The sequence below is a fragment of the Streptomyces sp. NPDC001220 genome, from assembly GCF_053597895.1.
Genome location: NZ_JBSFJE010000021.1, coordinates 35,795 through 60,844, shown reverse-complemented (window position 1 = coordinate 60,844; position 25,050 = coordinate 35,795). Strand labels below are relative to the sequence as shown.

At 71.7% G+C, this 25,050-nt stretch carries 20 protein-coding genes and 1 riboswitch; of the genes, 13 read left to right on the top strand and 7 right to left on the bottom strand.

The window, feature by feature from the left end; all coding sequences use genetic code 11:
- Positions 1 to 693 carry a response regulator gene (locus ACWDGI_RS37720; RefSeq protein WP_450767023.1) on the bottom strand — a complete coding sequence of 231 codons (693 nt, stop codon included), beginning with the start codon at positions 691 to 693 and terminating at the stop codon, positions 1 to 3.
- 158 nt (positions 694 to 851) lie between these two features.
- On the opposite strand from ACWDGI_RS37720, the gene ACWDGI_RS37715 reads away from it, so the two are divergent.
- From ACWDGI_RS37715 to ACWDGI_RS37705, 3 genes are read left to right on the top strand one after another with little or no spacing between them, the layout of a single operon-like run.
- Positions 852 to 1,667, top strand: a complete 816-nt coding sequence (locus tag ACWDGI_RS37715) for an ABC transporter ATP-binding protein (RefSeq protein WP_450767021.1) — start codon at positions 852 to 854, stop codon at positions 1,665 to 1,667.
- Positions 1,657 to 2,523 (top strand): ABC transporter permease, encoded by an 867-nt coding sequence (locus ACWDGI_RS37710; protein WP_450767019.1) that lies wholly within the window; start codon positions 1,657 to 1,659, stop codon positions 2,521 to 2,523. The genes ACWDGI_RS37715 and ACWDGI_RS37710 overlap by 11 nt, the downstream gene beginning before the upstream one ends.
- Positions 2,524 to 2,574: 51 nt before the next feature.
- Complete coding sequence (locus ACWDGI_RS37705) at positions 2,575 to 3,618, top strand: ABC transporter substrate-binding protein (protein ID WP_450767017.1); 1,044 nt, start codon at positions 2,575 to 2,577, stop codon at positions 3,616 to 3,618.
- Between the two features lie 88 nt (positions 3,619 to 3,706).
- On the opposite strand, the gene ACWDGI_RS37700 is transcribed toward ACWDGI_RS37705, so the two are convergent.
- From ACWDGI_RS37700 to ACWDGI_RS37685, 4 genes are all read right to left on the bottom strand, one after another.
- A complete protein-coding gene (locus tag ACWDGI_RS37700; protein WP_450767015.1) occupies positions 3,707 to 4,387 on the bottom strand; it encodes a response regulator in 681 nt (226 codons plus the stop codon).
- Positions 4,384 to 6,033: an ATP-binding protein gene (locus ACWDGI_RS37695; RefSeq protein WP_450767013.1), complete on the bottom strand. Its 1,650-nt coding sequence runs from the start codon at positions 6,031 to 6,033 to the stop codon at positions 4,384 to 4,386. The genes ACWDGI_RS37700 and ACWDGI_RS37695 overlap by 4 nt, the downstream gene beginning before the upstream one ends.
- Before the next feature lie 141 nt (positions 6,034 to 6,174).
- Positions 6,175 to 7,119 carry a sucrase ferredoxin gene (locus tag ACWDGI_RS37690; protein WP_450767012.1) on the bottom strand — a complete coding sequence of 315 codons (945 nt, stop codon included), beginning with the start codon at positions 7,117 to 7,119 and terminating at the stop codon, positions 6,175 to 6,177.
- Between the two features lie 78 nt (positions 7,120 to 7,197).
- Positions 7,198 to 8,454, bottom strand: coding sequence for a citrate/2-methylcitrate synthase (locus ACWDGI_RS37685; RefSeq protein WP_450767010.1), 1,257 nt, complete (start codon positions 8,452 to 8,454; stop codon positions 7,198 to 7,200).
- Positions 8,455 to 8,563: 109 nt separating this feature from the next.
- Between ACWDGI_RS37685 and ACWDGI_RS37680 the strand changes: the two genes are divergently transcribed.
- Together ACWDGI_RS37680 and ACWDGI_RS37675 are read left to right on the top strand one after the other, a co-directional pair.
- Positions 8,564 to 9,727: a citrate synthase/methylcitrate synthase gene (locus tag ACWDGI_RS37680; protein ID WP_450767008.1), complete on the top strand. Its 1,164-nt coding sequence runs from the start codon at positions 8,564 to 8,566 to the stop codon at positions 9,725 to 9,727.
- A gap of 150 nt (positions 9,728 to 9,877) precedes the next feature.
- Entirely contained in the window at positions 9,878 to 10,951 is a 1,074-nt protein-coding gene (locus ACWDGI_RS37675; RefSeq protein ID WP_450767006.1) for a CobW family GTP-binding protein, read from the top strand.
- Here ACWDGI_RS37675 and ACWDGI_RS37670 read toward each other — a convergent pair.
- On the bottom strand, positions 10,948 to 13,404 hold the full coding sequence (locus ACWDGI_RS37670; protein WP_450767179.1) for a DNA gyrase/topoisomerase IV subunit A: 2,457 nt from the start codon (positions 13,402 to 13,404) through the stop codon (positions 10,948 to 10,950). The genes ACWDGI_RS37675 and ACWDGI_RS37670 overlap by 4 nt on opposite strands.
- A gap of 284 nt (positions 13,405 to 13,688) precedes the next feature.
- Between ACWDGI_RS37670 and ACWDGI_RS37665 the strand changes: the two genes are divergently transcribed.
- The 4 genes from ACWDGI_RS37665 (at position 13,689) to ACWDGI_RS37650 (ending at position 18,561) form a co-directional block, all read left to right on the top strand.
- The gene (locus ACWDGI_RS37665; protein WP_450767004.1) at positions 13,689 to 15,092 is read left to right on the top strand and encodes a M16 family metallopeptidase; all 1,404 of its coding nucleotides are present in this window, start codon (positions 13,689 to 13,691) and stop codon (positions 15,090 to 15,092) included.
- Complete coding sequence (locus ACWDGI_RS37660) at positions 15,089 to 16,477, top strand: M16 family metallopeptidase (RefSeq protein ID WP_450767002.1); 1,389 nt, start codon at positions 15,089 to 15,091, stop codon at positions 16,475 to 16,477. Before ACWDGI_RS37665 ends, ACWDGI_RS37660 begins: the two co-directional genes overlap by 4 nt.
- 246 nt (positions 16,478 to 16,723) lie before the next feature.
- Positions 16,724 to 16,887, top strand: a riboswitch (cyclic di-AMP (ydaO/yuaA leader).
- Positions 16,888 to 16,899: 12 nt separating this feature from the next.
- The gene (locus tag ACWDGI_RS37655; protein ID WP_450767000.1) at positions 16,900 to 17,655 is read left to right on the top strand and encodes a M23 family metallopeptidase; all 756 of its coding nucleotides are present in this window, start codon (positions 16,900 to 16,902) and stop codon (positions 17,653 to 17,655) included.
- Positions 17,656 to 17,865: 210 nt separating this feature from the next.
- The gene (locus ACWDGI_RS37650; protein ID WP_351709601.1) at positions 17,866 to 18,561 is read left to right on the top strand and encodes a GntR family transcriptional regulator; all 696 of its coding nucleotides are present in this window, start codon (positions 17,866 to 17,868) and stop codon (positions 18,559 to 18,561) included.
- Between the two features lie 312 nt (positions 18,562 to 18,873).
- Here ACWDGI_RS37650 and ACWDGI_RS37645 read toward each other — a convergent pair whose 3' ends face one another.
- Entirely contained in the window at positions 18,874 to 19,155 is a 282-nt protein-coding gene (locus ACWDGI_RS37645) for an HPr family phosphocarrier protein (RefSeq protein WP_030563197.1), read from the bottom strand.
- Positions 19,156 to 19,331: 176 nt separating this feature from the next.
- On the opposite strand from ACWDGI_RS37645, the gene ACWDGI_RS37640 reads away from it, so the two are divergent.
- The 4 genes from ACWDGI_RS37640 (at position 19,332) to ACWDGI_RS37625 (ending at position 24,953) form a co-directional block, all read left to right on the top strand.
- Complete coding sequence (locus ACWDGI_RS37640; RefSeq protein ID WP_450766997.1) at positions 19,332 to 22,394, top strand: GNAT family N-acetyltransferase; 3,063 nt, start codon at positions 19,332 to 19,334, stop codon at positions 22,392 to 22,394.
- A gap of 81 nt (positions 22,395 to 22,475) precedes the next feature.
- The gene (locus ACWDGI_RS37635; protein WP_352225937.1) at positions 22,476 to 23,072 is read left to right on the top strand and encodes a DUF5998 family protein; all 597 of its coding nucleotides are present in this window, start codon (positions 22,476 to 22,478) and stop codon (positions 23,070 to 23,072) included.
- Complete coding sequence (locus ACWDGI_RS37630; RefSeq protein ID WP_450766995.1) at positions 23,072 to 24,265, top strand: alkaline phosphatase family protein; 1,194 nt, start codon at positions 23,072 to 23,074, stop codon at positions 24,263 to 24,265. Before ACWDGI_RS37635 ends, ACWDGI_RS37630 begins: the two co-directional genes overlap by 1 nt.
- A gap of 40 nt (positions 24,266 to 24,305) precedes the next feature.
- A complete protein-coding gene (locus ACWDGI_RS37625; RefSeq protein ID WP_450766993.1) occupies positions 24,306 to 24,953 on the top strand; it encodes a thymidine kinase in 648 nt (215 codons plus the stop codon).
- Positions 24,954 to 25,050: the final 97 nt, after the last annotated feature.

Here is a 25,050-nt window from a genome sequence, read left to right as displayed (position 1 = left end):
CTACGGCGCCACCCAGGCGTACCGGTGCTCCGGGCGGCCCGTGTCGCCGTACTTCAGGGAGAGGTGGAGCCGGCCCACCTGTTCCAGGTGACGGAGGTAGCGCTGGGCGGTGGAGCGGCTGAGGCCCGTCTCGGCGGCGACCTCGTGGGCGGAGAGCGGGTGGTCGGCTCGGTGCAGGACGCCGCAGATGAGGTCGGTGGTGGGTTCGGAGTGGCCGCTGGGCAGCCCGGGCGCGGACGGCACCGGTGAGGTGCGCAGCGCGCCGAAGATCCGGTCGACCTGCTCCTGGCCGGTCAGACCCCGGCCGCCGACCCGGTCGACGGTGCGGCGCAGCGCCGCGTAGGAGTCGAGGCGGGTGCGCAGCGCGGCGAAGGTGAACGGCTTGACCAGGTAGTGCAGGGCGCCCAGCCGCATCGCCCTCTGGACGGTGGCCACATCGCTGGCGGCCGTGATCATGATGACGTCGGTGCCATGGCCCTGTTCCCGCATCCGGTGGACGAGTTCGAGGCCGGTCTGGTCCGGCAGGTAGTGGTCCAGCAGGACCAGGTCGATGGCGCCGCGTTCCACGGCGGCCAGGGCCTGGGCGGCGCTGTGCGCGCGGGCGGCCACCCGGAAGCCGGGAACCTTCCCCACGTACTTGGCGTTTATCTCAGCGACGCGGAAGTCGTCATCGACCACCAGGACGTCAATCATCAGGCCTCTCCTTCAAGGCCGGCGAGCGTTAAGCCCGTGTTTCGGCTCCGCAGTTGTAGCGCGAGCAAAAAGAGCACAACAGAGGCTTGCGAGCAAAAGAACGGCTTGCGCCCAGAAGACTGCTGCTGTGGTCCGGGCCACACCTACCGTCCCGGCCCATGAGCGCAGACATCAGCCCCGCCATCGAGCTGCGGGGCGCGAGCAAGATCTTCAAGACCCCGTCGGGGGGTCTGCACACGGCTGTCCGCGACCTCGACCTCACCGTGGGGCGTGGTGAGTTCGTGGCCGTCGTAGGGCCGACGGGCTGTGGCAAGTCCACCACGCTGACCCTGGTCAGCGGGCTGGAGGAGCCCAGTGAGGGCGACGTGCTGGTGGCCGGTGAGCCGGTGGCCGGGGTAGGCGACAAGGTCGGATTCGTCTTCCAGCAGGACGCCACCTTCCCCTGGCGGACCGTGCTGTCCAACGTGATGGCCGGCCCCCGCTTCCGGGGCGTGCCCAAGGCGGAGGCGAAGGAGAAGGCCCGTGCCTGGCTGGCCAAGGTCGGTCTCGCCGCCTTCGAGGACCGTTACCCGCACCAGCTCTCCGGCGGCCAGCGCAAGCGCGTCGCACTCGCCGCGACCTTCGTCAACGACCCCGAGATCCTGCTCATGGACGAGCCGTTCTCCGCGCTCGACGTGCAGACCCGGGCCCTGATGTCGGACGAGCTCCTTGAACTGTGGGAGGGCACGGGCGCCTCCGTGGTGTTCGTCACCCACGACCTGGAGGAGTCCATCGCGCTGGCCGACAAGGTCGTCGTCATGACCGCCGGGCCCGCGACCGTCAAGCAGGTCTTCGACATCGACCTGCCCCGCCCCCGCAAGGTCGAGTCGGTGCGTCTGGAGCCGCGGTTCATCGAGATCTACCGCGAGATCTGGGAGTCCCTCGGCGAAGAGGTCCGCATCACCCGCGAGAGGGGTGCCGCTCATGTCGCCTGAGGTGCTCAGCACACCGGTCGTCGACACGGTCAAGGCCGGCCCGGACCGCGCCCGGTCGCGGGCCCAGGCCGCCCGTAGACGCAAGGCGATCGTGTTCGCCGTACGCGTGCTTCTCCTGGTGGCCGTCCTGGGCCTGTGGGAGGCCCTGTCCCGGGCCGAGGTCATCGACCCGTTCAACTTCTCGATGCCCTCCAAGATCTGGGACCAGATCTGGACCTGGGTGCTGCACGGGACCGCCCAGGGCTCCCTAGGCGAGCAGGTCTGGTACACGCTCTACGAGGCGCTGCTGGGCTGGGTCATCGGTGTCATCGCCGGTGTGCTCTTCGGCATCGCCCTCGGGCGGATCGCCTTCCTTGCCGATGTACTTGGCCCCTACATCAAGGTGCTCAACTCGATCCCCAGGATCGTGCTCGCCCCGATCTTCGTGATCTGGTTCGGGCTCGGCGCCTCGTCCAAGGTCGCGTCCGCCGTCGTACTGGTCTTCTTCCCGGTGTTCTTCAACGCCTTCCAGGGCGCCCGCGAGGTCGACCGCAACCTGGTCGCCAACGCCCGGATCCTCGGCGCGAGCGACCGCAGGGTGACCCTTCAGGTCGTCATCCCGTCGGCTACCTCGTGGATCTTCACCAGCCTCCACGTCAGCTTCGGCTTCGCCCTGATCGGTGCCATCGTCGGCGAGTTCATCGGTGCCACCAAGGGCATCGGCCTGCTCGTCGCGCAGTCGCAGGGCACCTTCAACGCGGCCGGTGTCTACGCCTCGATGACCATCCTCGCCGTCGTCGCGCTTGCCGCCGAAGGGCTCCTCACCTTCGCCGAGCGCCGCATCTTCCGGTGGAAGCCGTCGGGCTCCGACAGCTGACCCCCTCCTCCACTCCTCCCTGCACCGCCTTCTCACAAGGACGTGAACCGCATGCGCAAGTCCGTCAGATACAGCACCCTGGCCGCCGCCGGTCTGCTCGCCGTCTCCTCCCTCACCGCCTGCGCCAACGACGCGGCGAGCACGGCTTCCACCGGCTCCGGCAAGGGTACGAAGGTCAAGATCATGGTCGGTGGCCTGGACAAGGTCATCTACATGCCGGCCATGCTCACCCAGCGGCTCGGCTACTTCGACGCCGAGGGCCTCGACGTGGAGCTGCTGACCGAGCCGGCCGGCGTACAGGCCGAGACCGCGCTCGTCGCCGGACAGGTCCAGGGAACGGTCGGTTTCTACGACCACACGCTCGACCTCCAGACCAAGGGCAAGGCGGTCGAGTCCGTCGTGCAGTTCTCGCGTGCGCCCGGTGAGGTGGAGGTCGTCTCGACCAAGGCGGCCGGCGACATCACCTCCCCCAAGGACTTCAAGGGCAAGAAGCTCGGCATCACCAGCCTCGGGTCGTCGACCGACTTCCTCACCAAGTACCTCGCCGTCAAGAACGGGGTGAAGGTCAGCGACTTCTCGCCGGTCGCCGTCGGAGCGGGCGCGACCTTCATCTCGGCGCTCCAGCAGGGCTCCATCGACGGCGGCATGACGACCGATCCGACGGTGGCGACCATCCTGGACAAGAAGGCGGGCAAGGTCCTGTTGGACATGCGGACGCCCGAAGGCTCCCAGAAGGCGCTGGGCGGCCCGTACCCGTCGTCGAGCCTGTACATGCAGACGGACTGGGTCAACGGTCACAAGGACACCGTCCAGAAGTTGGTCAATGCATTCGTCAAGACGCTCAAGTGGATGTCCACGCACAGCGCCACCGAGATCGCGGCCAAGATGCCCGCCGACTATGCCCAGGGCGACAAGGCCCTCTACACGCAGTCCATCAAGAGCACGCTGCCGATGTTCACCGACGACGGTGTGATGCCGGAGAACGGCCCGGAGACCGTGGAGAAGGTGCTGAAGGCGTTCAACACGAACATCCAGAACGCGGATGTCGACCTCGGCAAGACGTACACGACCGAGTTCGTCGAGGCCGCCAAGTAGAGGCTGCCAAGTAGAGGCCGCCAAGGAGAGGCCGCGAAGTAGAGGCTGCTGAGCAGAGGTCGCCGAGTGACGGCCGGTTGAGCGGGTCTCAGCCGCGGGTCGCCCACACGTAACGGTGTTCGGGGCGGCCCGCGTCGCCGTATTTGAGGGTCAGCCGTGCCCGTCCCGTGCGCTCCAGGAGTTTCAGGTAGCGCTGGGCGGTCTGGCGGCTCACCCCCGTCCGTTCGGCGATCTCCTGGGCCGACAGCGGGCCCTGGGCGTTCATCAGGGACTGGCGCACCAGCTCGGCCGTGGTGGGGGAGTGCCCTTTGGGCAGGTCCGGCTCGGACGTCGTGGACAGGGCGCCGAAGATGCGGTCCACCTGGGCCTGTTCGGCCTCGCCGCCGCCGTCCAGGGTGCGCCGCAGCTCGGCGTACGCCTCCAGCTTGGCGCGCAGCCCGGCGAACGCGAACGGCTTGACGAGGTACTGCAGAGCGCCGTGCCGCATCGCCGCCTGCACGGTCGACACGTCCCGGGCCGCCGTCACCATGATCACGTCGGTCCGGTAGCCGCGCCGGCGCATCTCCTGGACCACCGCGAGACCCGTGTCGTCGGGCAGATAGTGGTCCATGAGCACCAGGTCGAGGCGGGGCAGCGTCTCCAACCGGCGCAGCGCCTCGGCCGCGTTGTGGGCCTCGCCGGCCACATGGAAGCCCGGCACCTTCTCGACGTAGGCGGCGTTCACCCGGGCGACCCGGGTGTCGTCGTCCACGACCAGGACCTCGATCATCGCGTCTCCTCGTCGGCCGGGACGAGCGCCGGTTCCGGCTCGGTCAGTGCCTCGGGGAGTGCGACCGTGAACCGCGCGCCCCCGCCGTCCGCCTCGCCCACGTCCGCGCTGCCGCCCTGCCGTTCGGCGAGCCGGCGTACCAGCGAGAGCCCGATGCCGCGTTTGCCGTGCGCGGGCGGCTTCTTGGTGGACCACCCCTCGGTGAAGACCAGCTCCCGCTGCTCCGCCGGGATCCCGGGCCCGGTGTCGCACACCCTGAGGACGACCGCGCGGCCCTCGGCGCACAACTCGACCTCCACGCGCGCGTGCGGAGTGCCGGCGACCGCGTCCAGGGCGTTGTCCACGAGATTGCCCACGACCGTGACCAGGCCCCTGGGGTCGATCAGCCGGTCCGGGAGCCAGGTGCGGTCCGACACCCACAGGGCGACCCCGCGCTCGGCCGCGACGGTGGCCTTGCCGACCAGCAGGGCGGCCAGCAGCGGATCCTGGATCTTCTCGGTGACCTGCTCGGCGGTGACCCGGTGGTCGCCCACCACCTCGCCGACGAAGTCCACGGCGTCGTCGTACATCTCCAGTTCCAGCAGCCCGAGCAGGGTGTGCATACGGTTGGCGTGCTCGTGGTCCTGGGCGCGCAGGGCGTCGATCAGCCCGCGCGTGGAGTCGAGTTCGCGGCCGAGCTGCTCCAGCTCGGTACGGTCGCGCAGGGTCGCGACGGCGCCGCCGTCGTCGGTGGGCATGCGGTTGGCGACCAGGACCCGCTGGCCGCGCACGGTGAGCAGATCGGTGCCGGTCACCCGGCCGGCCAGGACATCGGTCGTACGGCCCTCGCCGAGCGCCTCGTCAGGAGAGCGGCCGACGGCCTCGTCGCCGATGCCGAGCAGCCGTCTCGCCTCGTCGTTCAGCAGGCGGATGCGGCCGCCGCGGTCGAGCGCGACGACGCCCTCCCGGATGCCGTGCAACATCGCCTCGCGCTCCGCGAGCAGCGCCGAGATGTCGGAGAAGGCCAGGTCGCGGGTCTGTCGCTGGACCCGTCGGGAGATCAGCCAGGCGGCCAGCGCACCGACCGCGAGAGCGCCGCCGGCGTAGGCGAACAGCCCGGGGATCGCGCTCAGCAGGCGCGCCCGCACGCTGTCGTACGCGATACCGACCGAGACCGCTCCGATGATGCGGTGCTTCGCGTCGTACAACGGCACCTTGCCGCGCGCGGAGCGGCCCAGGGTGCCGGTGTCGATCTGCATGACGTCGTTGCCGGCCAGCGCCTCATTCGGAGAGGTCGACACATGGCCGCCGATCTCCGAGAGCGTGGTGTGCGACCAGCGGAATCCCCGCAGGTCCATCACCACGATGTACTCGGCGTGGGTGGCCTGCCGGATCCGCTCCGCCTCCCGCTGCACCGGGCCGGTCGTGGTCGGCCGCGTGGTGAGGACGCCCTCGGCGATCCCCGGATCCTGGGCCGTGGTCTGGGCGATCGCCAGTGCCCGGCGCATCGCCTCCTGGTCCAGCTGTTTGCTCAGCGGTGCCAGGAAGAGCCCGGTCGCCAGCACCGCGACCCCGGCGGCGATCACCACCTGCATCAGCAGGACCTGCGAGAACGCCCGTCGGGGCAGGCCGAGCCGCAGGCGGCGTGCGGGAGGAGTGGGGCTCATGCCCACGACGGTACGTGGGCGTGCGGGCCCGGCCGTAGGGGGTGTGGCATGGATCTCTTGACTATTTCTTGGGGAAATCCGTCATCGGGGGTCGCGTCAGGTCACCCTTCGCGGCTGCGGCAGCCCGCCTTCGCCGCCGCGTCAGCTCGCCAGAGCCGTCGTCGTCCGCAGTTCCCGCAGCGACACCACGTCCATGCGGGCCGGCGACCCCAGCACCGACACTCCGCAGCTCTCCGCGCGCGGCGGCAGGGAGGTGCCCTGGGCCACGCCGACCCGCCAGCGGCGGCCGTCGGCGTGGGCGACGGTGATGTCCCAGTGCGGGGCCGCGCCCTCGGTGCGCACGACGCTCAGCACGCCCGCCGCGTACTCGCCCGCCGCCTCGCGCACGGCCAGCTCGGCCGCCTGGCCGGGCCGTTCCCAGGCGGAACACCCACGGCACCCCTCCAGCACCACACGGCCCTCCTGGGCGCCGTGCAGGACCTCCTTGACGGCATGGGCCTCGGCGCGGCCGTACGCGTAGCCGTACGGCAGCACGAGCACCGTCGGCGAGAAGCGATGACCACCCAGATGGGTGACCTCCCAGGTGCCCGCCACGCCGGACGCGGCCAGTTCGGCGGCGAGCGGGCGGCCGAGCAGCGCGCAGCAGCGGTCGCGCTTGCCGTTGGTGCAGACGAGCGCGAGCGGGCCGCCCGCGTGCGGCCGGCCGTCGAGCGCCGCGCCGAACGTCCGGTGGTCGCCCGCACCGAGCGCTGCGAAGTCGAGGCCGAGCAGCCGTTCGGGGTCGCGAGTGGCGGCGCTGTGCAGCCAGACGTTGCCGGGAACCGTGTGGGCCGCGTACACCTGGCGGACGGCGGGGGTGCCCGGATCGGCGTGGCGGCCGGGGCGGCGGATGAGCGCGATCCGCACGCCGGTGCCCTTGGCGGCGGCCTCCAGGGCGCGGCCAAGGGCGGGGTCCAGATGGCTCGAAGTGAGCGCCTTGGCGCCCCACGGGCCGGACTGTTCCAGCAGCAGCCACGTCGTCGCGGTGGCGGCGGTGCCGGAAACGGGCTCGTCAAGCATCCGGGAGACGGTTGTGCACCTACTCACAGAGGTGAGCCTAACCTGACTTTGCCCGGGATGACTTCCGGCCCTGCTCAGTCGGTCTCTCCGGTGGGCCGCCCTCGGCTACTCCGGCAGCGGCTGCGGCGGCTTCGGGCCGACGTAGTGACCGCTGGGACGCATCCGCAGCGGGCGTTCCCCGTACTCCTCCAGGGCGTGCGCGATCCATCCTGCCGTCCGGGCGACGGCGAAGATCGTCTCGCCCGCGGTGGCGGGCATGCCGCAGGAGGCCGTGAACACGGCCAGCGCCAGGTCGACGTTGGCGTGCAGCGGAGCGTGCCGGGCGGTCGTGGCGACGACGTCCCGGGCCGCGAGCAGGGCGGGCTCCGCGCGGGGGACCTCCTCGAGGAGGCCGAACAGGACCCGCGCGCGGGGGTCCTCGCCCTGGTAGAGCCGGTGGCCGAGGCCGGGGATACGGCGGCCCGCGCGGAGTTCGTCCGCGATCACCGGGACGGCGGTGCCCTGGTCGAGGACGTCGAGCAGTATCCGGTGGGCGAGGCCGCTGGAGGCGCCGTGCAGGGGACCTTCGAGGACGCCGAGCCCGGCCGACACGGCCGCGTAGGCGTGGGCGCGTGCGGAGGCGGCGAGCCGGACCGCGAGCGTGGAGGCGGCCAGGTCGTGGTCGACGAGCAGGGCGAGCGCCGTGTCCAGGACGCGCAGTTCGGCGGCGCTGGGGTCGATGCCTGTCAGCCGGCGCCACAGCCGGTGGGCCAGCGGGCCGTCGTCGTGCCCGCGCTCGCGCTGCACCGGCAACGCCGCGACCAGGGTGGGGATCAGCACGCGCGCGGTGCCGAGGACGGCGTCCTCGGACAGGTCGAAGCGCAGCGGATCCTCGGCGGCCGAGGCGATCGTGGCGACCCGCAGCCGGTCGGTGGGGGAGGTGTGCTCCGGCAGCGCGTCGACGGCCCGGCGCGCGACGGCGACGGTGTCCCGCGGGGCGGTGAGGGTCACGCCCGGAGTCATCCGGCCCGTCCACAGCCACTCGGCCACCTCCTCGTAGGAGTGGCGCAGGGCGAGTTCGGTGGCGTCGACGCCCCGGAAGAAGTAGCGGTCCTTCTCGATCAGCGTGATCCGGGTGCGCACCGACAGATCCCCGCCGGACCCCGGACTCCCCGCGGCATCCCGCCTGTTGCGCCGGGCGAGCGCCGCCACCTCGCCGGCGTCGAAGGTGCTGGCGCGGCCGCCGGGCTCCCGCCTGCTGCTCAGCTGACCACGGCTCACATAGGCGTACACGGTCTCGGGTTTCACCCCGAGCAGCTCGGCGGTCTCCTTGGTGCTCAGCCGTCGCGCGGGACTGCCGGGAGCGGGTTGTTGATCGCGCATGGCGCCACCGTAGCCGTGTCCGACGGATATTGATCCAATCAATATTGACAGACGACGAGTCAAGCATGGACAGTCGAATCAAGTTCAGGGAGGAAAGCGGAGGCACGTCATGACCGTCAACAGGAGCGCGTCGACCCTTGTCGAGGTGCCGCGCGGGCTCGCCGGCGTCGTCGTCACCGACACCGAGGTGGGGGACGTCCGGGGGGCCGAGGGCTTTTACCACTACCGGCAGTACTCGGCCGTCGAACTCGCCCGCACCCGTGGCTTCGAGGACGTCTGGCACCTCCTGGTCCACGGCGAACTGCCGGACGCGGCGCGTGCCGCCGCCTTCGCCGCCGAGACCGCCGCGCTGCGGCACCTGCCCGACGAGGTCCGGGCGGCGCTGCCCGCGGTGGCCGCGGCGAGCGGCGGGTCCGGACCCCTGGCCGGGATGCGCACCGCGCTGTCGCTGCTCGGCGCCGCGCAGGGGTTCCGGCCGGTGTACGACATAGACGCGGACCGGCGACGCGCCGACACGGTCGCCGCCTGTGCGGCCGTACCGACCCTGCTCACCGCGCTGTACCGGCTCGGACGGGGACTCGACCCGGTGGAGCCACGCGATGACCTGTCGTACGCGGCCAACTACCTGTACATGTTGACGGGTTCGGAACCGGATCCCCGGCGGGCGCGTGCGGTCGAGCAATACTTGATCTCAACCATTGATCACGGATTCAATGCGTCAACGTTCACGGCGCGCGTCATCGCGTCGACCGGCGCGGACGTCGCGGCCTCTCTCGTGGGAGCGGTCGGTGCGCTGTCCGGGCCCCTGCACGGGGGCGCGCCCAGCCGGGCGCTGGACACCCTGGACGCGATCGGCACGCCGGACCGGATCGACCCGTGGATCCGGGAACGGGTCCTGGCCGGCGACCGCGTGATGGGCTTCGGGCATGCGATCTACCGTACGGAGGACCCGCGTTCGCGCATGCTGCGCGAGATCGCGCAGGACTTCGGGGGCCCCCGGGTCGCGTTCGCCGTCGAGGTCGAGCGCCATGTGGAGCGCATCCTCGCCGAACTGAAGCCCGGCCGCGAACTCCACACCAACGTCGAGTTCTACGCGGGCGTCGTCATGGAACTGTGCGGCCTGCCCCGCGAGATGTTCACCCCCACGTTCGCGGCGGCCCGCGCGGTCGGCTGGAGCGCCAACATCCTGGAACAGGCGGCCGACTCGAAGATCATCCGACCGGTGGCACGGTATGTGGGGCCGGCACCGAAGGTGGCGGCCGCGGCTCGGTAGGCCTCTGCGGCTCGGTAGGCCTCTGCGGCGATCGTCACGAACCGTGGCTTCTCGCCCGGCACGTCCGCGGCGACGGGCGCGGTCCTTGGCGGCAGGTCGTTTCCTATCCTGGACCGATCACGTCCGCGCCGGTACGAAAGAGGCCCCCCGTTGGAGCACCGCCCCAGCCCCCAGCAGATCCCGGTCGTCGTGCTTGCCGGATTCCTGGGCTCCGGGAAGACCACGCTCCTCAATCATCTGCTGCACCGCAGCGGAGGCAGCCGGATCGGGGCGATCGTCAACGACTTCGGGGCCATCGAGATCGACGCGATGGCCGTGGCCGGCGCCCTCGGCGACTCCACCGTCTCGCTCGGCAACGGCTGCCTGTGCTGCGCCGTCGACGCGAGCGAACTGGACCGGTACCTGGAGCGGCTCGCCGACCCGGCCACCGGTATCGACGTGATCGTCATCGAGGCGAGCGGTCTCGCCGAGCCCCAGGAACTCGTCCGGATGCTGCTCGCCAGCGAGCACCCCGGCATCGTCTACGGCGGCCTCGTCGAGGTCGTCGACGCCGCCGAGTTCGACGGCACGCGCGCGAAGCACCCCGAGATCGACCGGCACCTCGCCCTCGCCGACCTTGTCGTCGTCAACAAGCTCGACCGGGCCGAGCGGGGCGGCGAGCGGGTCCTGGGGCTCGTGCGGTCGCTCTGCGACCAGGGGGCCGCCGTCGTCCCGGCCACCTACGGCCGTATCGACCCCGAGTTCCTCTTCGACTGCCGGCCGGGCGAGGAGCGCATCGGGCAGTTGTCCTTCGACGATCTGCACGAGCATCCAGAAGGCGATGAGCACGCGGGACACCTGCACACCCGTTACGACAGCCTGTCCTTCGTCTCCGGCCGGCCCCTCGATCCCCGTCGGCTCATGGCCTTCCTCGACAGCCGGCCCGAGGGGCTGTACCGGATCAAGGGGTACGTCGACTTCGGGCCGTACGACACCGGGAACCGGTACGCCGTGCATGCCGTGGGGCGGTTCCTGCGGTTCTACCCGGAGCCCTGGGGACGGGACGAGGAGCGGCTGACCCAGCTCGTGCTCATCGGCTCCGGCATCGACGTGCCCGCCCTGCGCAAGGAACTGGACGCCTGCACGAACGACGCCCCACACGCCGACGAGCACGGCATGTGGGGCGTCCTGCGCTATGTACAGGGCCTGGAGGAAGGCCCTGAGGAGGAGGGGTACGGGGCCTAGACCGGGCCCGCCACCACCGACACCGTCTTCGGCAGCGACACACCCGAGCCGTCCCGACGCGGGTCGGCCTCCGGGAGCTCGGCCGGCGTGCCGTTCTTCTGGGCGGCCTTCGCCGGCACCGGCCCCGCCCAGGCGAAGGCCAGGCAGTCCTCGCCCTTCAGGAACCGCTGGCAGCGCACCCCGCCGGTGGCGCGGCCCTTGCGCGGGTACTGGTCGAACGGGGTGAGCTTGGCCGTCGTCTGCACCGAGTCGTCGAGGGTGCCGCGCGAACCGGCCACTGTGAAGACCACCGCGTCGGCCGCCGGGTCCACCGCCGTGAAGGAGATGACCTTCGCGCCCTCCGTGAGCTTGACGCCCGCCATACCGCCCGCCGGCCGGCCCTGCGGGCGCACCTGGGAGGCCTGGTAGCGCAGCAGCTGCGCGTCGTCCGTGATGAACACCAGGTCCTCCTCGCCGGTGCGCAGCTCCATCCCGCCGACGATCCGGTCACCCTCCTTGAGGGTGATGACCTCCAACTCGTCCTTGTTGGACGGGTAGTCGGGGACCACACGCTTGACCACGCCCTGCTCGGTGCCGAGGGCGAGACCGGGCGACGACTCGTCCAGCGTGGTCAGACAGACCACCGACTCGCCGTCCTCCAGGGAGAGGAACTCGGACAGCGGCGCGCCGCCCGCAAGGGTCGGGGCGGTCGCCGTCTCCGGGAGCTGCGGCAGGTCGACCACGTTGATACGGAGCAGACGGCCGGACGAGGTGACCGCGCCGACCTCGCCGCGGGCGGTCGCCGGGACCGCCGAGACGATCACGTCGTGCTTGGCCCGCTTGCCGTCGGCGTCCTCCGGGAACGGCTCGCCGTTCGTCGTGCGCGCCAGCAGGCCGGTCGAGGAGAGCAGCACCCGGCACGGGTCGTCGGCCACCTGGAGCGGCACCACGGACGCCGGGGCGCCCGAGGCCTCCAGCAGGACCGTGCGCCGCTCGGTGCCGAACTTCTTGGCCACCGCGGCCAGTTCGGCCGAGACCAGCTTGCGCAGCTCCGCGTCCGACTCCAGGATCCGGGTCAGCTCGGCGATCTCCGCGGTGAGCTTCTCCTTCTCCGCCTCCAGCTCGATGCGGTCGTACTTGGTCAGGCGCCGCAGGGGGGTGTCCAGGATGTACTGCGTCTGGATCTCCGACAGCGAGAAGCGCTCCATCAGGCGCTGCTTGGCCTCCGCGCTGTTCTCACTGGAGCGGATCAGCCGGATGACCTCGTCGATGTCGACCAGGGCCGTGAGCAGGCCCTCGACCAGGTGGAGGCGGTCGCGGCGCTTGGTGCGGCGGAACTCGCTGCGACGCCGGACCACGTTGAAGCGGTGGTCGAGGTAGACCTCGAGCAGTTCCTTCAGGCCCAGGGTGAGCGGCTGGCCGTCCACCAGGGCGACGTTGTTGATGCCGAAGGACTCCTCCATCGGCGTCAGCTTGTAGAGCTGCTCCAGGACCGCCTCGGGCACGAAGCCGTTCTTGATCTCGACGACCAGACGGAGCCCGTGCTCGCGGTCGGTGAGGTCCTTGACGTCGGCGATGCCCTGCAGCTTCTTGGAGTTGACCAGGTCCTTGATCTTGGCGATGACCTTCTCGGGGCCGACCGTGAAGGGCAGTTCGGTGATGACCAGCCCCTTGCGGCGGGCGGTGACCGTCTCCACCGCCACCGTGGCGCGGATCTTGAAGGTGCCGCGGCCCGTCTCGTACGCGTCCCGGACGCCCTCCAGGCCGACGATCCGGCCGCCGGTGGGCAGATCGGGGCCCGGGACGTGCTTCATCAGCGTGTCCAGGTCCGCGTTCGGGTACCGGATCAGATGGCGGGCGGCCGCGATCACCTCGCCGAGGTTGTGCGGCGGCATGTTCGTCGCCATGCCGACCGCGATGCCCGACGAGCCGTTGACCAGGAGGTTGGGGAACGCGGCGGGCAGCGCCACCGGCTCCTGCTCCTGGCCGTCGTAGTTCGGCGCGAAGTCGACCGTGTCCTCGTCGATCGACTCGGTCATCAGGCTGGTCGCCTCGGCCATCCGGCACTCGGTGTACCGCATGGCGGCCGGCGGGTCGTCGTTGCCCAGCGAGCCGAAGTTGCCGTGGCCGTCGACCAGCGGGACGCGCATCGAGAACGGCTGGGCCATCCGCACCAGCGCGTCGTAGATCGACGCGTCGCCGTGCGGGTGCAGCTTGCCCATCACTTCGCCGACCACGCGCGCGCACTTCACATAGCCGCGCTCGGGGCGCAGCCCCATCTCGTTCATCTGGTAGACGATCCGGCGGTGCACCGGCTTCAGGCCGTCGCGGGCGTCCGGCAGGGCGCGCGAGTAGATGACCGAGTACGCGTACTCGAGGTAGGAGCCGCGCATCTCGTCCACGACGTCGATGTCGAGGATCCTCTCCTCGTACGAGTCGTCGGGCGGCGGGGTCTTCGTGCTGCGGCGGGCCATCGCTGCCGGCTCCTTGCTCATGCGTGAACGGGATCTGACGCTGACCATTGTGGACCGCGGTACTGACAACCCGGGCCAGGCCCCGGTCTCCGCGGCCCGCCCCGGTGCCGGGAGGCGTTCGGGAGCGAGTCGGACGCAGGCTACGCGATCCGCTGTGGGCGTACGTGGTGCGGGAACTTCGCCCAGTCCCGGCACGCTTGCATACAGTGGCAGGACTGGCAGAAAAACCGCGGTCCGAGACCGCTTCCGCGGGTGACGTGAGTGACGCGAGTGAAGGGACGTACATGCCCATGGGTCACACGACCACGGCCGAGACAGGCTCCGGAGGCCTGACAGCGACCGAGCACCGCTTGGCCAACGGTCTGCGCGTGGTGCTCTCCGAGGACCACCTGACCCCGGTCGCGGCGGTCTGCCTCTGGTACGACGTCGGTTCCCGGCACGAAGTCAAGGGACGTACCGGCCTGGCCCACCTTTTCGAGCACCTGATGTTCCAGGGCTCCGCCCAGGTCAAGGGCAACGGCCACTTCGAGCTCGTCCAGGGCGCCGGCGGCTCGCTCAACGGCACCACCAGCTTCGAGCGCACCAACTACTTCGAGACCATGCCCGCGCACCAGCTGGAGCTCGCCCTCTGGCTGGAGGCCGACCGCATGGGCTCCCTGCTCGCCGCCCTGGACGACGAGTCGATGGAGAACCAGCGGGACGTCGTCAAGAACGAGCGCCGCCAGCGCTACGACAACGTCCCCTACGGCACCGCCTTCGAGAAGCTCACCGCGCTCGCCTACCCGGAGGGCCACCCCTACCACCACACGCCGATCGGCTCGATGGCGGACCTGGACGCGGCCACCCTGGAGGACGCGCGGGCGTTCTTCCGTACGTACTACGCGCCCAACAACGCGGTTCTGTCGGTCGTCGGTGACATCGACCCCCAGCAGACCCTCGCCTGGGTCGAGAAGTACTTCGGCTCCATCCAGGCGCACGACGGCAAGCCCGCCCCGCGCGACGGCTCGCTGCCCGACATCATGGGCGAGCAGCTGCGCGAGGTCGTCGTGGAGGAGGTGCCCGCGCGCGCGTTGATGGCCGCCTACCGGCTCCCGGAGGACGGCTCGCGCGCGTCCGACGCGGCCGACCTGGCCCTCACCGTCCTCGGCGGCGGCGAGTCCTCCCGCCTCTACAACCGCCTCGTACGGCGCGACCGTACGGCCGTCGCCGCCGGCTTCGGCCTGCTGCGCCTGTCCGGTGCGCCCTCCCTGGGCTGGCTGGACGTGAAGACCTCCGGTGACGTCGAGGTACCGGTCATCGAGACCGCCATCGACGAGGAACTCGCCCGGTTCGCCGAGGAGGGCCCCACGCCCGAGGAGATGGAGCGCGCCCAGGCCCAGTTGGAGCGCGAGTGGCTGGACCGGCTGGGGACCGTCGCGGGCCGCGCGGACGAACTGTGCCGGTTCGCCGTCCTGTTCGGTGACCCGCAGCTCGCCCTGACCGCCGTCCAGCGCGTCCTCGCGGTGACCCCGCAGGAGGTCCAGGAGGTCGCCAAGGCCCGGCTGCGGCCGGACAACCGCGCGGTGCTCGTCTACGAGCCCAAGTCCCCGGAGACGGTCCAGGACGCCGACGTACCCGAGGACCCCGAGGCCGAGGCCACGGTCGAGGCCGCCACCGCCGAGCACGACGACGAGGAGACGGCCAAGTGACCGAGCTCGCCACCATGGACTTCCACCCGCAGCCCCAGCCGGGCGACGCCCGGCCCTGGGCCTTCCCGGCCCCCGAGCGCGGCACCCTGGACAACGGGCTCACCGTGCTGCGCTGCCACCGGCCCGGCCAGCAGGTCGTCGCCGTCGAGGTGCTCCTGGACGCGCCCCTGGACGCCGAGCCGGCCGGCCTGGACGGCGTCGCCACGATCATGGCGCGCGCCTTCTCCGAGGGCACCGACAAGCACTCCGCCGAGGAGTACGCCGCCGAGCTGGAGCGGGCCGGCGCCACCCTGGACGCCCACGCCGACCACCCCGGTGTCCGGCTCAGCCTGGAGGTCCCGGCCTCCCGCCTGGCCAAGGGACTCGGGCTGCTCTCCGACGCGCTCAGGGCGCCCGCCTTCGCCGACAGCGAGGTCGAGCGGCTGGTCCGCAACCGCCTCGACGAGATCCCGCACGAGCTGGCCAACCCCAGCCGCCGGGCCGCCAAGCAGCTCTACAAGGAGCTCTTCCCGTCGACCGCGCGGATGTCCCGACCGCGCCAGGGCACCGAGGACACCGTCGAGAAGATCGACGCGGCCGCCGTACGCGCGTTCTACGACCGGCATGTCCGCCCCGCCACCGGCACCGCGGTCGTCGTCGGCGACCTCACCGGCATCGACCTGGACGAACTGCTCGGCGAGACCCTGGGCGCCTGGCGCGGCTCCACCGCCCAGCCCCGGCCGGTGCCCCCGGTCTCCGCCGACGACACCGGCCGTGTCGTCATCGTGGACCGCCCCGGAGCCGTCCAGACGCAGCTGCTCATCGGCCGCATCGGCGCCGACCGGCACGACCGCGTCTGGCCCGCCCAGGTGCTCGGCACCTACTGCCTGGGCGGCACCCTCACCTCCCGCCTGGACCGCGTCCTGCGGGAGGAGAAGGGCTACACCTACGGCGTCCGCGCCTTCGGGCAGGTCCTGCGGTCCGCCCCCGACGGCAGCGGCGCCGCCATGCTCGCCATCAGCGGCTCGGTGGACACCCCGAACACCGGCCCGGCGCTCCAGGACCTGTGGACGGTGCTGCGCACCCTCGCCTCCGGCGGCCTCACGGACGCCGAGCGCGACGTCGCCGTGCAGAACCTGGTGGGCGTGGCGCCGCTCAAGTACGAGACGGCGGCGGCCGTCGCAGGCACCCTGGCCGACCAGGTCGAGCAGCATCTGCCCGACGACTTCCAGGCCACGCTCTACCGGCAACTGGCCGCCACCGGCACCGTGGAGGCCACCGCTGCCGTCGTGAACGCCTTCCCGGTCGACCACCTGGTGACCGTCCTCGTCGGCGACGCGGCGCAGATCAAGGAGCCGGTCGAGGCCCTCGGCATCGGCGAAGTGACGGTCGTCGCCGCCGAGTAGGCGGAGCGGACCGGCCGGCGCGAGCGGCGAAGCAGGGAGCGCGGCCGGACGAGCGGCACGCGCGCGTGCAGCGGCCCTGGTGACCGTCAGGTCACCAGGGCCGCCGAATGTCCGAATTGGGGCGGAGGTTGCCTGTCTGCCCTGTGGGATGCGCGACAAAAACCGTGATCGGTTTGAGCAGGGCGTGGACGTCCTCGTAGGTTCTTCCGGACTGTCCGTCAGGCAGTGCGCCGCGCCCGCGGCACCGGACAGTCATCGCCGAGTCCCCGTACGGCGCGAGCCAGGGGAGCCGGGGACCCATGCAGTCCCTGGGGTGAATCGGGCGCCCGCGCGAGCCGCGAGGGGGCCCGTAGGAGACCTTCCTGCTCCGAACCCGTCAGCTAACCCGGTAGGCGAGAGGGAAGGAAAGGACCAGCCTCTACATGGCGTTCATGTGCGCCTCCGGGAAGCACCGTCGCCCCGGCCGGGTGAAGCGCACCACCGCGCAGGCCGCCGGCATCGCGGCCCTCACCACCACGGGTGTCATCGGCACCGTCTCGGCCGCCCCGGCGCTCGCCGCGGAGAACTCCGTCGAGCAGACCGGCCTCACCCCGGTGATCACGGTCAGCGACTCGGTCGCCGACCAGATCGACGCCCAGGCCGCCGCGCAGACGGCCGCCGCCGAGCGCAAGGCGGCCGAGGAGGCCGCGCGCAAGAAGGCGGCGGAGAAGGCCAAGAAGGAGCGCGAGGCCGAGGCGCGCGCCGCGCGGGCAGCCGAACGCAAGCGCCTCAACGCCTTCGTCGCGCCGATCTCCGACTCGTACGTCTCCACCGGCTACAAGACCGGTGGCTCCCTGTGGTCCTCCGGCGCCCACACCGGCATCGACTTCCACGCCGCCACCGGCACGGTGGTGCACGCGGCCGGCACCGGCACGGTGGTCTCCACCGGCTGGGGCGGGTCCTACGGCAACCAGATCGTCATCAAGATGGCCGACGGCATGTACACCCAGTACGGTCACCTGTCGTCGATCGGCGTCTCGGTGGGCCAGAAGGTCACCCCGGGCCAGCAGATCGGCCTCTCCGGCGCGACCGGCAACGTGACCGGCCCCCACCTCCACTTCGAGGCCCGCACGACCCCGGAGTACGGCTCGGACGTCGACCCGGTCGCCTATCTCCGCAAGCACGGCGTGAACGTCTGACCCGAGCACGGCGACGAACATGTGACGTCACCGGCGAGAGCCCCGAAGCCCCGGCCCCCGAGCCGGGGCTTTCGTCGTTTTCGTGTGCCCGGTGTCCAAAAAATATGCATGGATTCAGGGCCCCCGTCGGAAATTCCGGCTCATTGCAATAGAGTCACGGAACGGACGCCACTCGGCGGCGTTTCACGGGGATTAAGGCGGAGGTCGGACATGCGTATTCCGGCGCACTCGGTATGCACAGCCATCCGGGACGACATCGTCGCGGGTGTCTACGAGCGCGGCAGCCGGCTCACCGAGGAACTCCTGGCCCGTCGCTACGGCGTCTCGCGCGTCCCCGTCCGCGAGGCCCTGCGCACCCTGGAGGCCGAGGGCTTCGTGGTGACGCGCCGGCACGCGGGCGCGTGCGTCGCGGAACCGACCGAGCAGGAGGCCGCCGACCTGCTGGAGATGCGTCTGCTCCTGGAGCCGCTCGGCGCCTCCCGGGCCGCCCAGCGCCGTACCGAGGCCCACCTCAAGGTGCTGCGCGGACTGGTCAGGCTGGGCCAGGAGCGGGCCCGTCGGGGCGGCAGCGAGGACCTGCGCTCCCTGGGCGGCTGGTTCCACGAGACACTCGCCCAGGCCACCGGCAGCCACGCCCTCACCTCGACACTCACCCAGCTGCGGCACAAGATCGCCTGGATGTACGCCGTCGACGCGCCCGCCAACCCCGTGGAGTCCTGGGCCGAGCACGGCGCCATCGTGGACGCGGTGACGCGCGGCGACAGCGAGCGCGCGCGGGCGATCACCGCGCTGCACACCGAGCGGTCAGCGGTCTCCCACCGGCTGCGCTTCTCCGGCGGCACGGACCGGGCCAACGGTGTGAGGACTTCGCAACATCCCGTAAACATGTCGGGCCTGCGGCATTAACACGGGCGCCGTATACAAAGAGGTGTTATTCGGTGGAGCGGTATTTCCGTTGCCCGCTCGCGGGTTCTGCCGCCCTTATTTCGCGCACGCCCGGAATTTCCGATGGCGCGCCTTCGGTGTGCCCGGAGTGGAATTAACTATGCCCGGTGCAAAGTCTGGCTCCCGATAAAGGGCGGTCGTTCATAAAGACCGGCTCCGGGTGACACCACGGCGGGATCTCCGGGATCTCCGGGTGACGGCACGGCGGGAACGACGAGACCGCGCCGCCCCCGGAGGGGTGGCGCGGCCTCGGTCGTGCGGGCGCTGTGGCGCTCAGACGGTCTCGGGGAGCTCCTCGAGACCCTCGGCGACCAGCTTGGCCAGGCGGTCGAGGGCGGCGTCCGCGCCCTCGGCGTCGGAGGCGAGGACGATCTCCTCGCCGCCCTGGGCGCCCAGGCCCAGGACAGCCAGCATGGAGGCCGCGTTGACGGGGTTGCCCCCGGCCTTGGCGATCGTCACCGGGACGCCTGCGGCCGTGGCGGCTCGGACGAAGATGGAAGCGGGGCGGGCGTGGAGGCCCTCGGCCCAGCCGACGTTGACGCGGCGCTCAGCCATGTGATGCTGCCCTTCGGTGTTCAGGGTTGTCTAGACCAGTTTCCCATATCGTGAAGCATGCCCGGAGCTGACGTGAGTCCCTCCGGGTGTGTCGCCGGACCGCGGCCTCGGTCCGGCTTCCGTCCTCCACAGACTGCCTCGCGCCACTGTCGGACGCGAGCCGTACTCTGGGGTCCATGCAGACCCCGGCGGACCGACAGGACGGGCACGCGTACCCCTCCCACTGGGAGGCGGACGTGGTGCTGCGCGACGGTGGTACCGCGCGCGTCCGGCCCATCACCGTTGATGACGCCGACCGCCTGGTCAGCTTCTACGAGCAGGTCTCGGACGAGTCGAAGTACTACCGCTTCTTCGCGCCCTACCCCAGGCTCTCCGCCAAGGACGTCCACCGCTTCACGCACCACGACTTTGTGGACAGGGTGGGACTCGCGGCCACCATCGGCGGCGAGTTCATCGCCACCGTACGCTATGACCGCATTGGCGCCGACGGTATGCCCGCCTCCGCGCCCGCCGACGAGGCCGAGGTCGCCTTCCTCGTCCAGGACGCCCACCAGGGCCGCGGCGTCGCCTCCGCCCTCCTGGAGCACATCGCGGCCGTCGCACGGGAGCGCGGTATCCGCCGGTTCGCCGCCGAGGTGCTGCCCGCCAACAGCAAGATGATCAAGGTGTTCACGGACGCCGGCTACACCCAGCAGCGCAGCTTCGAGGACGGCGTGGTCCGCCTGGAGTTCGACCTGGAGCCCACCGACCGCTCGGTCGCCGTCCAGCGCGCACGGGAGCAGCGGGCGGAGGCCCGTTCGGTACGACGGCTCCTGACGCCCGGTTCGGTGGCCGTGATCGGCGTCGGCCGGGCGCCCGGCGGTGTCGGCCGCAGCGTCCTCGGCAACCTCCGGGACGCCGGCTTCACCGGCCGCCTGCACGCCGTGAACCAGGCCTTCCCCGAGGACCTCAAGGAGGTCGACGGGGTGCCCGCGCACCGCTCCGTGCGCGACATCGACGGACCGGTCGACCTCGCCGTGGTCGCCGTACCCGCCGAGCAGGTCCCGGACGCCGTCACCGACTGCGGCGAACACGGCGTCCAGGGACTCGTCGTGCTCGCCGCCGGATACGCGGAGAGCGGCCCGGACGGCCGCGAACGCCAGCGCGAACTCGTCCGGCACGCGCGCACGTACGGCATGCGGATCATCGGGCCGAACGCCTTCGGGATCATCAACACCGCCGCCGACGTACGGCTGAACGCCTCCCTCGCGCCCGAGATGCCCCGCCCCGGCCGGATCGGCCTCTTCGCCCAGTCCGGTGCCATCGGGATCGCCCTGCTGTCCCGGCTGCACCGGCGCGGCGGCGGCGTCACCGGCACCACGGGCGTGTCCACCTTCGTGTCGTCCGGCAACCGCGCCGACGTCTCCGGCAACGACGTCCTCCAGTACTGGTACGACGACGCCGAGACCGATGTCGTCCTCATGTACCTGGAGTCCATCGGCAACCCGCGCAAGTTCACCCGCCTCTCGCGGCGTACGGCGGCGGCGAAGCCGCTGGTGGTGGTGCAGAGCGCCGGTTCGGCGCCGCAGGGGCACGCGGTACGGGCCACGCGGCTGCCGCACGCCACGGTGTCCGCGCTGCTCCGGCAGGCCGGGGTGATCCGCGTCGACACGATCACGGAGCTGGTCGACGCGGGGCTGCTGCTCGCCCGGCAGCCGCTGCCGGCCGGGCCCCGGGTGGCGATCCTCGGGAACTCCGAGTCGCTCGGGCTGCTGACCTACGACCGCTGCCTGGCGGAGGGGCTGCGGCCGGCGCCGCCGCTGGACCTGACGACCACCGCGACCCCGGCGGACTTCCACCGGGCGCTGTCGGAGGCGCTGGCGGACGAGTCGTGCGACGCGGTGGTCGTCACGGCCATCCCGACGATCGGGGAGGGCGCGGTCGGGGACGCGGAGCTGGCGGAGGCCCTGCGGTCGGCGGCCGAGGGGGCGCACGGGAAGCCGGTGCTGGTGGTGCACGTGGAGCTCGGGGGGCTGGCGGAGGCGCTCTCGGCCGCGGGCCGCACCGCACCGCAGACACAGGTCATGGCACCCGGCGCCTCCGGCGGTGCCCACCGGTTCCGCCCCGCACCGACGGAGGCGGGAGCCGAGCCGCCGCCCACCGAGCCGCCCTCCGCCGAGCCGCCCTCCACCGCGGCAACGGCGCGACCGGGTACGCCGCCCAACGCGGCAACCGCACGGCCGGGTACGCCGCCCGCCGCGGCGACCGCGCGACCGGGTACGCCGCCCACCGCGGCGACCGTACGACCGGGCGCACCCTCGTCCGCCACGGGAGCCGTCCAGACACCCCCCGCCGCCGTCACCGAGGCGGTCCAGTCGCCCACCCCGCACCCCTGCTCCCGGCTGATCCCCGCGTACCCCGCCGCCGAGCGTGCCGTCCGGGCCCTGGCCGAAGCCGTGAAGTACGCGCAGTGGCGGCGGGAGGCCGCCGATCCCGGGAAGGTGCCCGAGTACGACGACATCGACGAGAAGGGGGCCGCCGAGCTGATCGGCGCGCTGCTGGAGCGCGGGGAGGGGCTCAACCTCGGGACCGAGGAGACCTGTGCGCTCCTCGGCAGGTACGGCGTCGCCGTGCACCGCGCGCTGCCCGCCCCCACCCCCGAGGCCGCCGCCGTGGCCGCCCGCGACCTCGGCTACCCGGTCGCCCTGAAGGCCACCGCCCCGCACCTGCGCCACCGCGCCGACCTGGGCGGGGTACGGCTCGACCTGGCGGACGAGGAGCAACTGCGCCGGGCTTACGCCGAGTTGACCGAGCTGTTCGGGCCACCGCAGGAGCTGCGCCCGGTGGTGCAGCGGATGGCACCCCGGGGTGTCGACACCGTCGTACGGGCCGTGATCGACCCGGCGGCCGGGGCCGTGCTGTCCTTCGGGCTGGCCGGGGCGGCCTCGCAGCTGCTCGGCGACACGGCCCACCGGCTGGTCCCGGTGACGGACCGGGACGCGACCTCGCTGGTGCGGTCGATCCGGACCGCCCCCCTGCTGTTCGGCTGGCGCGGCTCGACCCCCGTCGACACGCCCGCCCTGGAGGAACTGCTGCTGCGCGTCTCCAGGCTGGTCGACGACCATCCCGAGGTGGTGGCGGTCACCCTGGAACCGGTCGTGGTCGCCCGGCACGGCGTCAGCGTCCTCGGTGCCACCGTCCGCCTCGCGCCGCCGCCCGCCCGCGACGACCTGGGCCCGCGGACCCTGCCCGCCTACTGACCGCGGCGAACACCCGCCCCCGTGGTGGCTTTCGACCAGGGTGCGTCGACTGGCCCGGACCCCCCTTGCCCACGGATTAGGATGGACGCCATGGCCAAGACCAGTACGACGACCCAGGGGCTGCGCGTCGCGATCGAGCGCAGCGGCTACTACCCGGCCCTCGTGGCCGAGGCGGTGGAGGCTGCCGTGGGCGGTGAGCCGATCCGGTCGTACCTGGTCCACCAGGAGACGACGTTCGACCAGAACGAGGTGCGGCGGCATGTGACCGTGCTCGTCCTCACCGGCAACCGCTTCATCGTGAGCCACACCGACGAGCAGGCCGCCGACAGCACCTCCCCGACGCCGTACGCCACCACCTCGACGGAGTCGGTCAAGCTCGGCCGGATCTCGTCGGTCGTGGTCAGCCGGGTGGTGGCCAACCCGGAGCAGTACACGCCGGGCACCCTGCCCCGCGAGATCGTGCTGACCATCGGCTGGGGCGCCGTCTCCCGTATCGACCTGGAGCCCGCCGCCTGCGGCGACCCCAACTGCGAGGCCGACCACGGCTACACGGGCAACTCCACGGCGGACGACCTGAGCCTGCGCGTCAGCGAGGCGGGGGACGGCCCGGAGACGGTGCGCCAGGCGCTCGCCTTCGCCCAGGCCATCTCCGAGGCGACCGCGGACGTCACGCACTGATGGCGTACGCCGCCTGGGACCATCCGGAACCGCTCGCCCTCGGCTCCGCGCCGCTGCCCGAGTACGGCAGCGGTTCCCTCGCCGACCTGCTGCCCACCCTGGCCGCCGGGATGGCCGTACCCGGAATGACCGCGTCGATCACGGAACTGACCGCGGCCGACCGGAACTGCGTCTTCCTGGTCGACGGTCTGGGCTGGGAGCAGCTCAGGTCCCACCCGGACGAGGCGCCCTTCCTGGCCTCGCTGCTCGGCAGTTCACGCGGCGGCACCGGACGGCCGATCACCGCCGGCTACCCGGCGACCACCGCCACCTCCCTCGCCTCCGTCGGCACCGGCCTGCCGCCCGGCGCGCACGGCCTGCCCGGCTACACCGTCCGCAACCCCGCCACCGGCGAGCTGATGAACCAGCTGCGCTGGCAGCCGTGGAGCGACCCGGCCGCCTGGCAGCCGTACCCCACCGTCTTCCAGCTCGCCGCCGACGCCGGCGTGCACTCGGCCCAGGTGTCCTCCCCGACCTTCGAGCGCACCCCGCTCACCAAGGTGGCGCTCAGCGGCGGAACGTTTCACGGCCGGCTGACCGGCGAGGAGCGGATGGACTTCGCCGCCGAGCAACTGGCCGCCGCCGACCGCTCCCTGGTGTACACGTACTACGCCGAGCTGGACGGAGCCGGGCACCGCTACGGCGTCGACTCCGACACCTGGCGCGGTCAGCTGATGCACGTCGACCGGCTGGTGCAGCGGCTCGCCGAGCAGCTCCCGCCGCGCAGCGCGCTGTACGTCACCGCCGACCACGGCATGCTCGACGTGCCGTTCGACGAGCAGCACCGCATCGACTTCGACGAGGACTGGGAGCTGCGGGCCGGGGTCGCCCTGCTCGGCGGCGAGGGCCGGGCACGGCACGTGTACGCGGTCCCCGGCGCCGCGAACGACGTGCTGACCTGCTGGCGCGAGGTGCTCGGCGAGCAGTTCTGGGTGGCCTCCCGGGACGAGGCGATCGCGGCCGGGTGGTTCGGCCCGCCGGACCGGTTCGACGAACGGGTCTACGAGCGCATCGGCGATGTGGTCGCGGCCGCGCACGACGACGTCCTGATCATCGCCTCCGAGCGGGAGCCCAAGGAGTCGGCGATGGTCGGCAACCACGGTTCGATGACCCCCGTCGAACAGCTCGTCCCGCTGCTCGAAGTACGCTCCTAGCGCCCCTCGTCCCCCCTCCCCGAAAGGTGCTCAACTCCCCATGCCCGAGCTGGTCTTCTTCTCCGGAACGATGGACTGCGGGAAGTCGACCCTGGCTCTGCAGATCGAGCACAACCGGTCGGCCCGCGGTCTCGTCGGCATGATCTTCAGCCGTGACGACCGCGCCGGTCACGGCAAGCTGTCCTCCCGCCTCGGCCTGGTCACCGACGCCGTGGAGGTCGAGGACGGCCAGGACCTGTACGCGTACCTGGTCGACCATCTCTCGCAGGGCGGCCGCGCGGACTACGTCATCGCCGACGAGGCGCAGTTCCTGGTGCCGGAGCAGATCGACCAGCTCGCGCGCGTGGTGGACGATCTGGGCCTGGACGTCTACGCGTTCGGCATCACCACCGACTTCCGCTCCAAGCTGTTCCCCGGCTCCCAGCGGCTGGTGGAGCTGGCCGACCGGGTCGAGGTGCTCCAGGTCGAGGCCCTGTGCTGGTGCGGCGCCCGTGCCACGCACAACGCCCGCACGGTGGGCGGCGAGATGGTCGTCGAGGGTGCCCAGGTGGTCGTGGGCGATGTCAACGAGTCGGCCGGGAAGGTCGGTTACGAGGTGCTGTGCCGTCGCCACCACCGGCGCCGGATGACCGCCGCGTCGGCTCGCGCGGCGGCCCTCTCCCCGGACGTCCTGCCCGTCACGACCTGACTCCCGGACGTCCTGCCCGTCACGACCTGACTCCCGGACGTCCTGCCCGTCACGACCTGACTCCCGGACGTCCTGCCCGTCACGACCTGACTCCCGG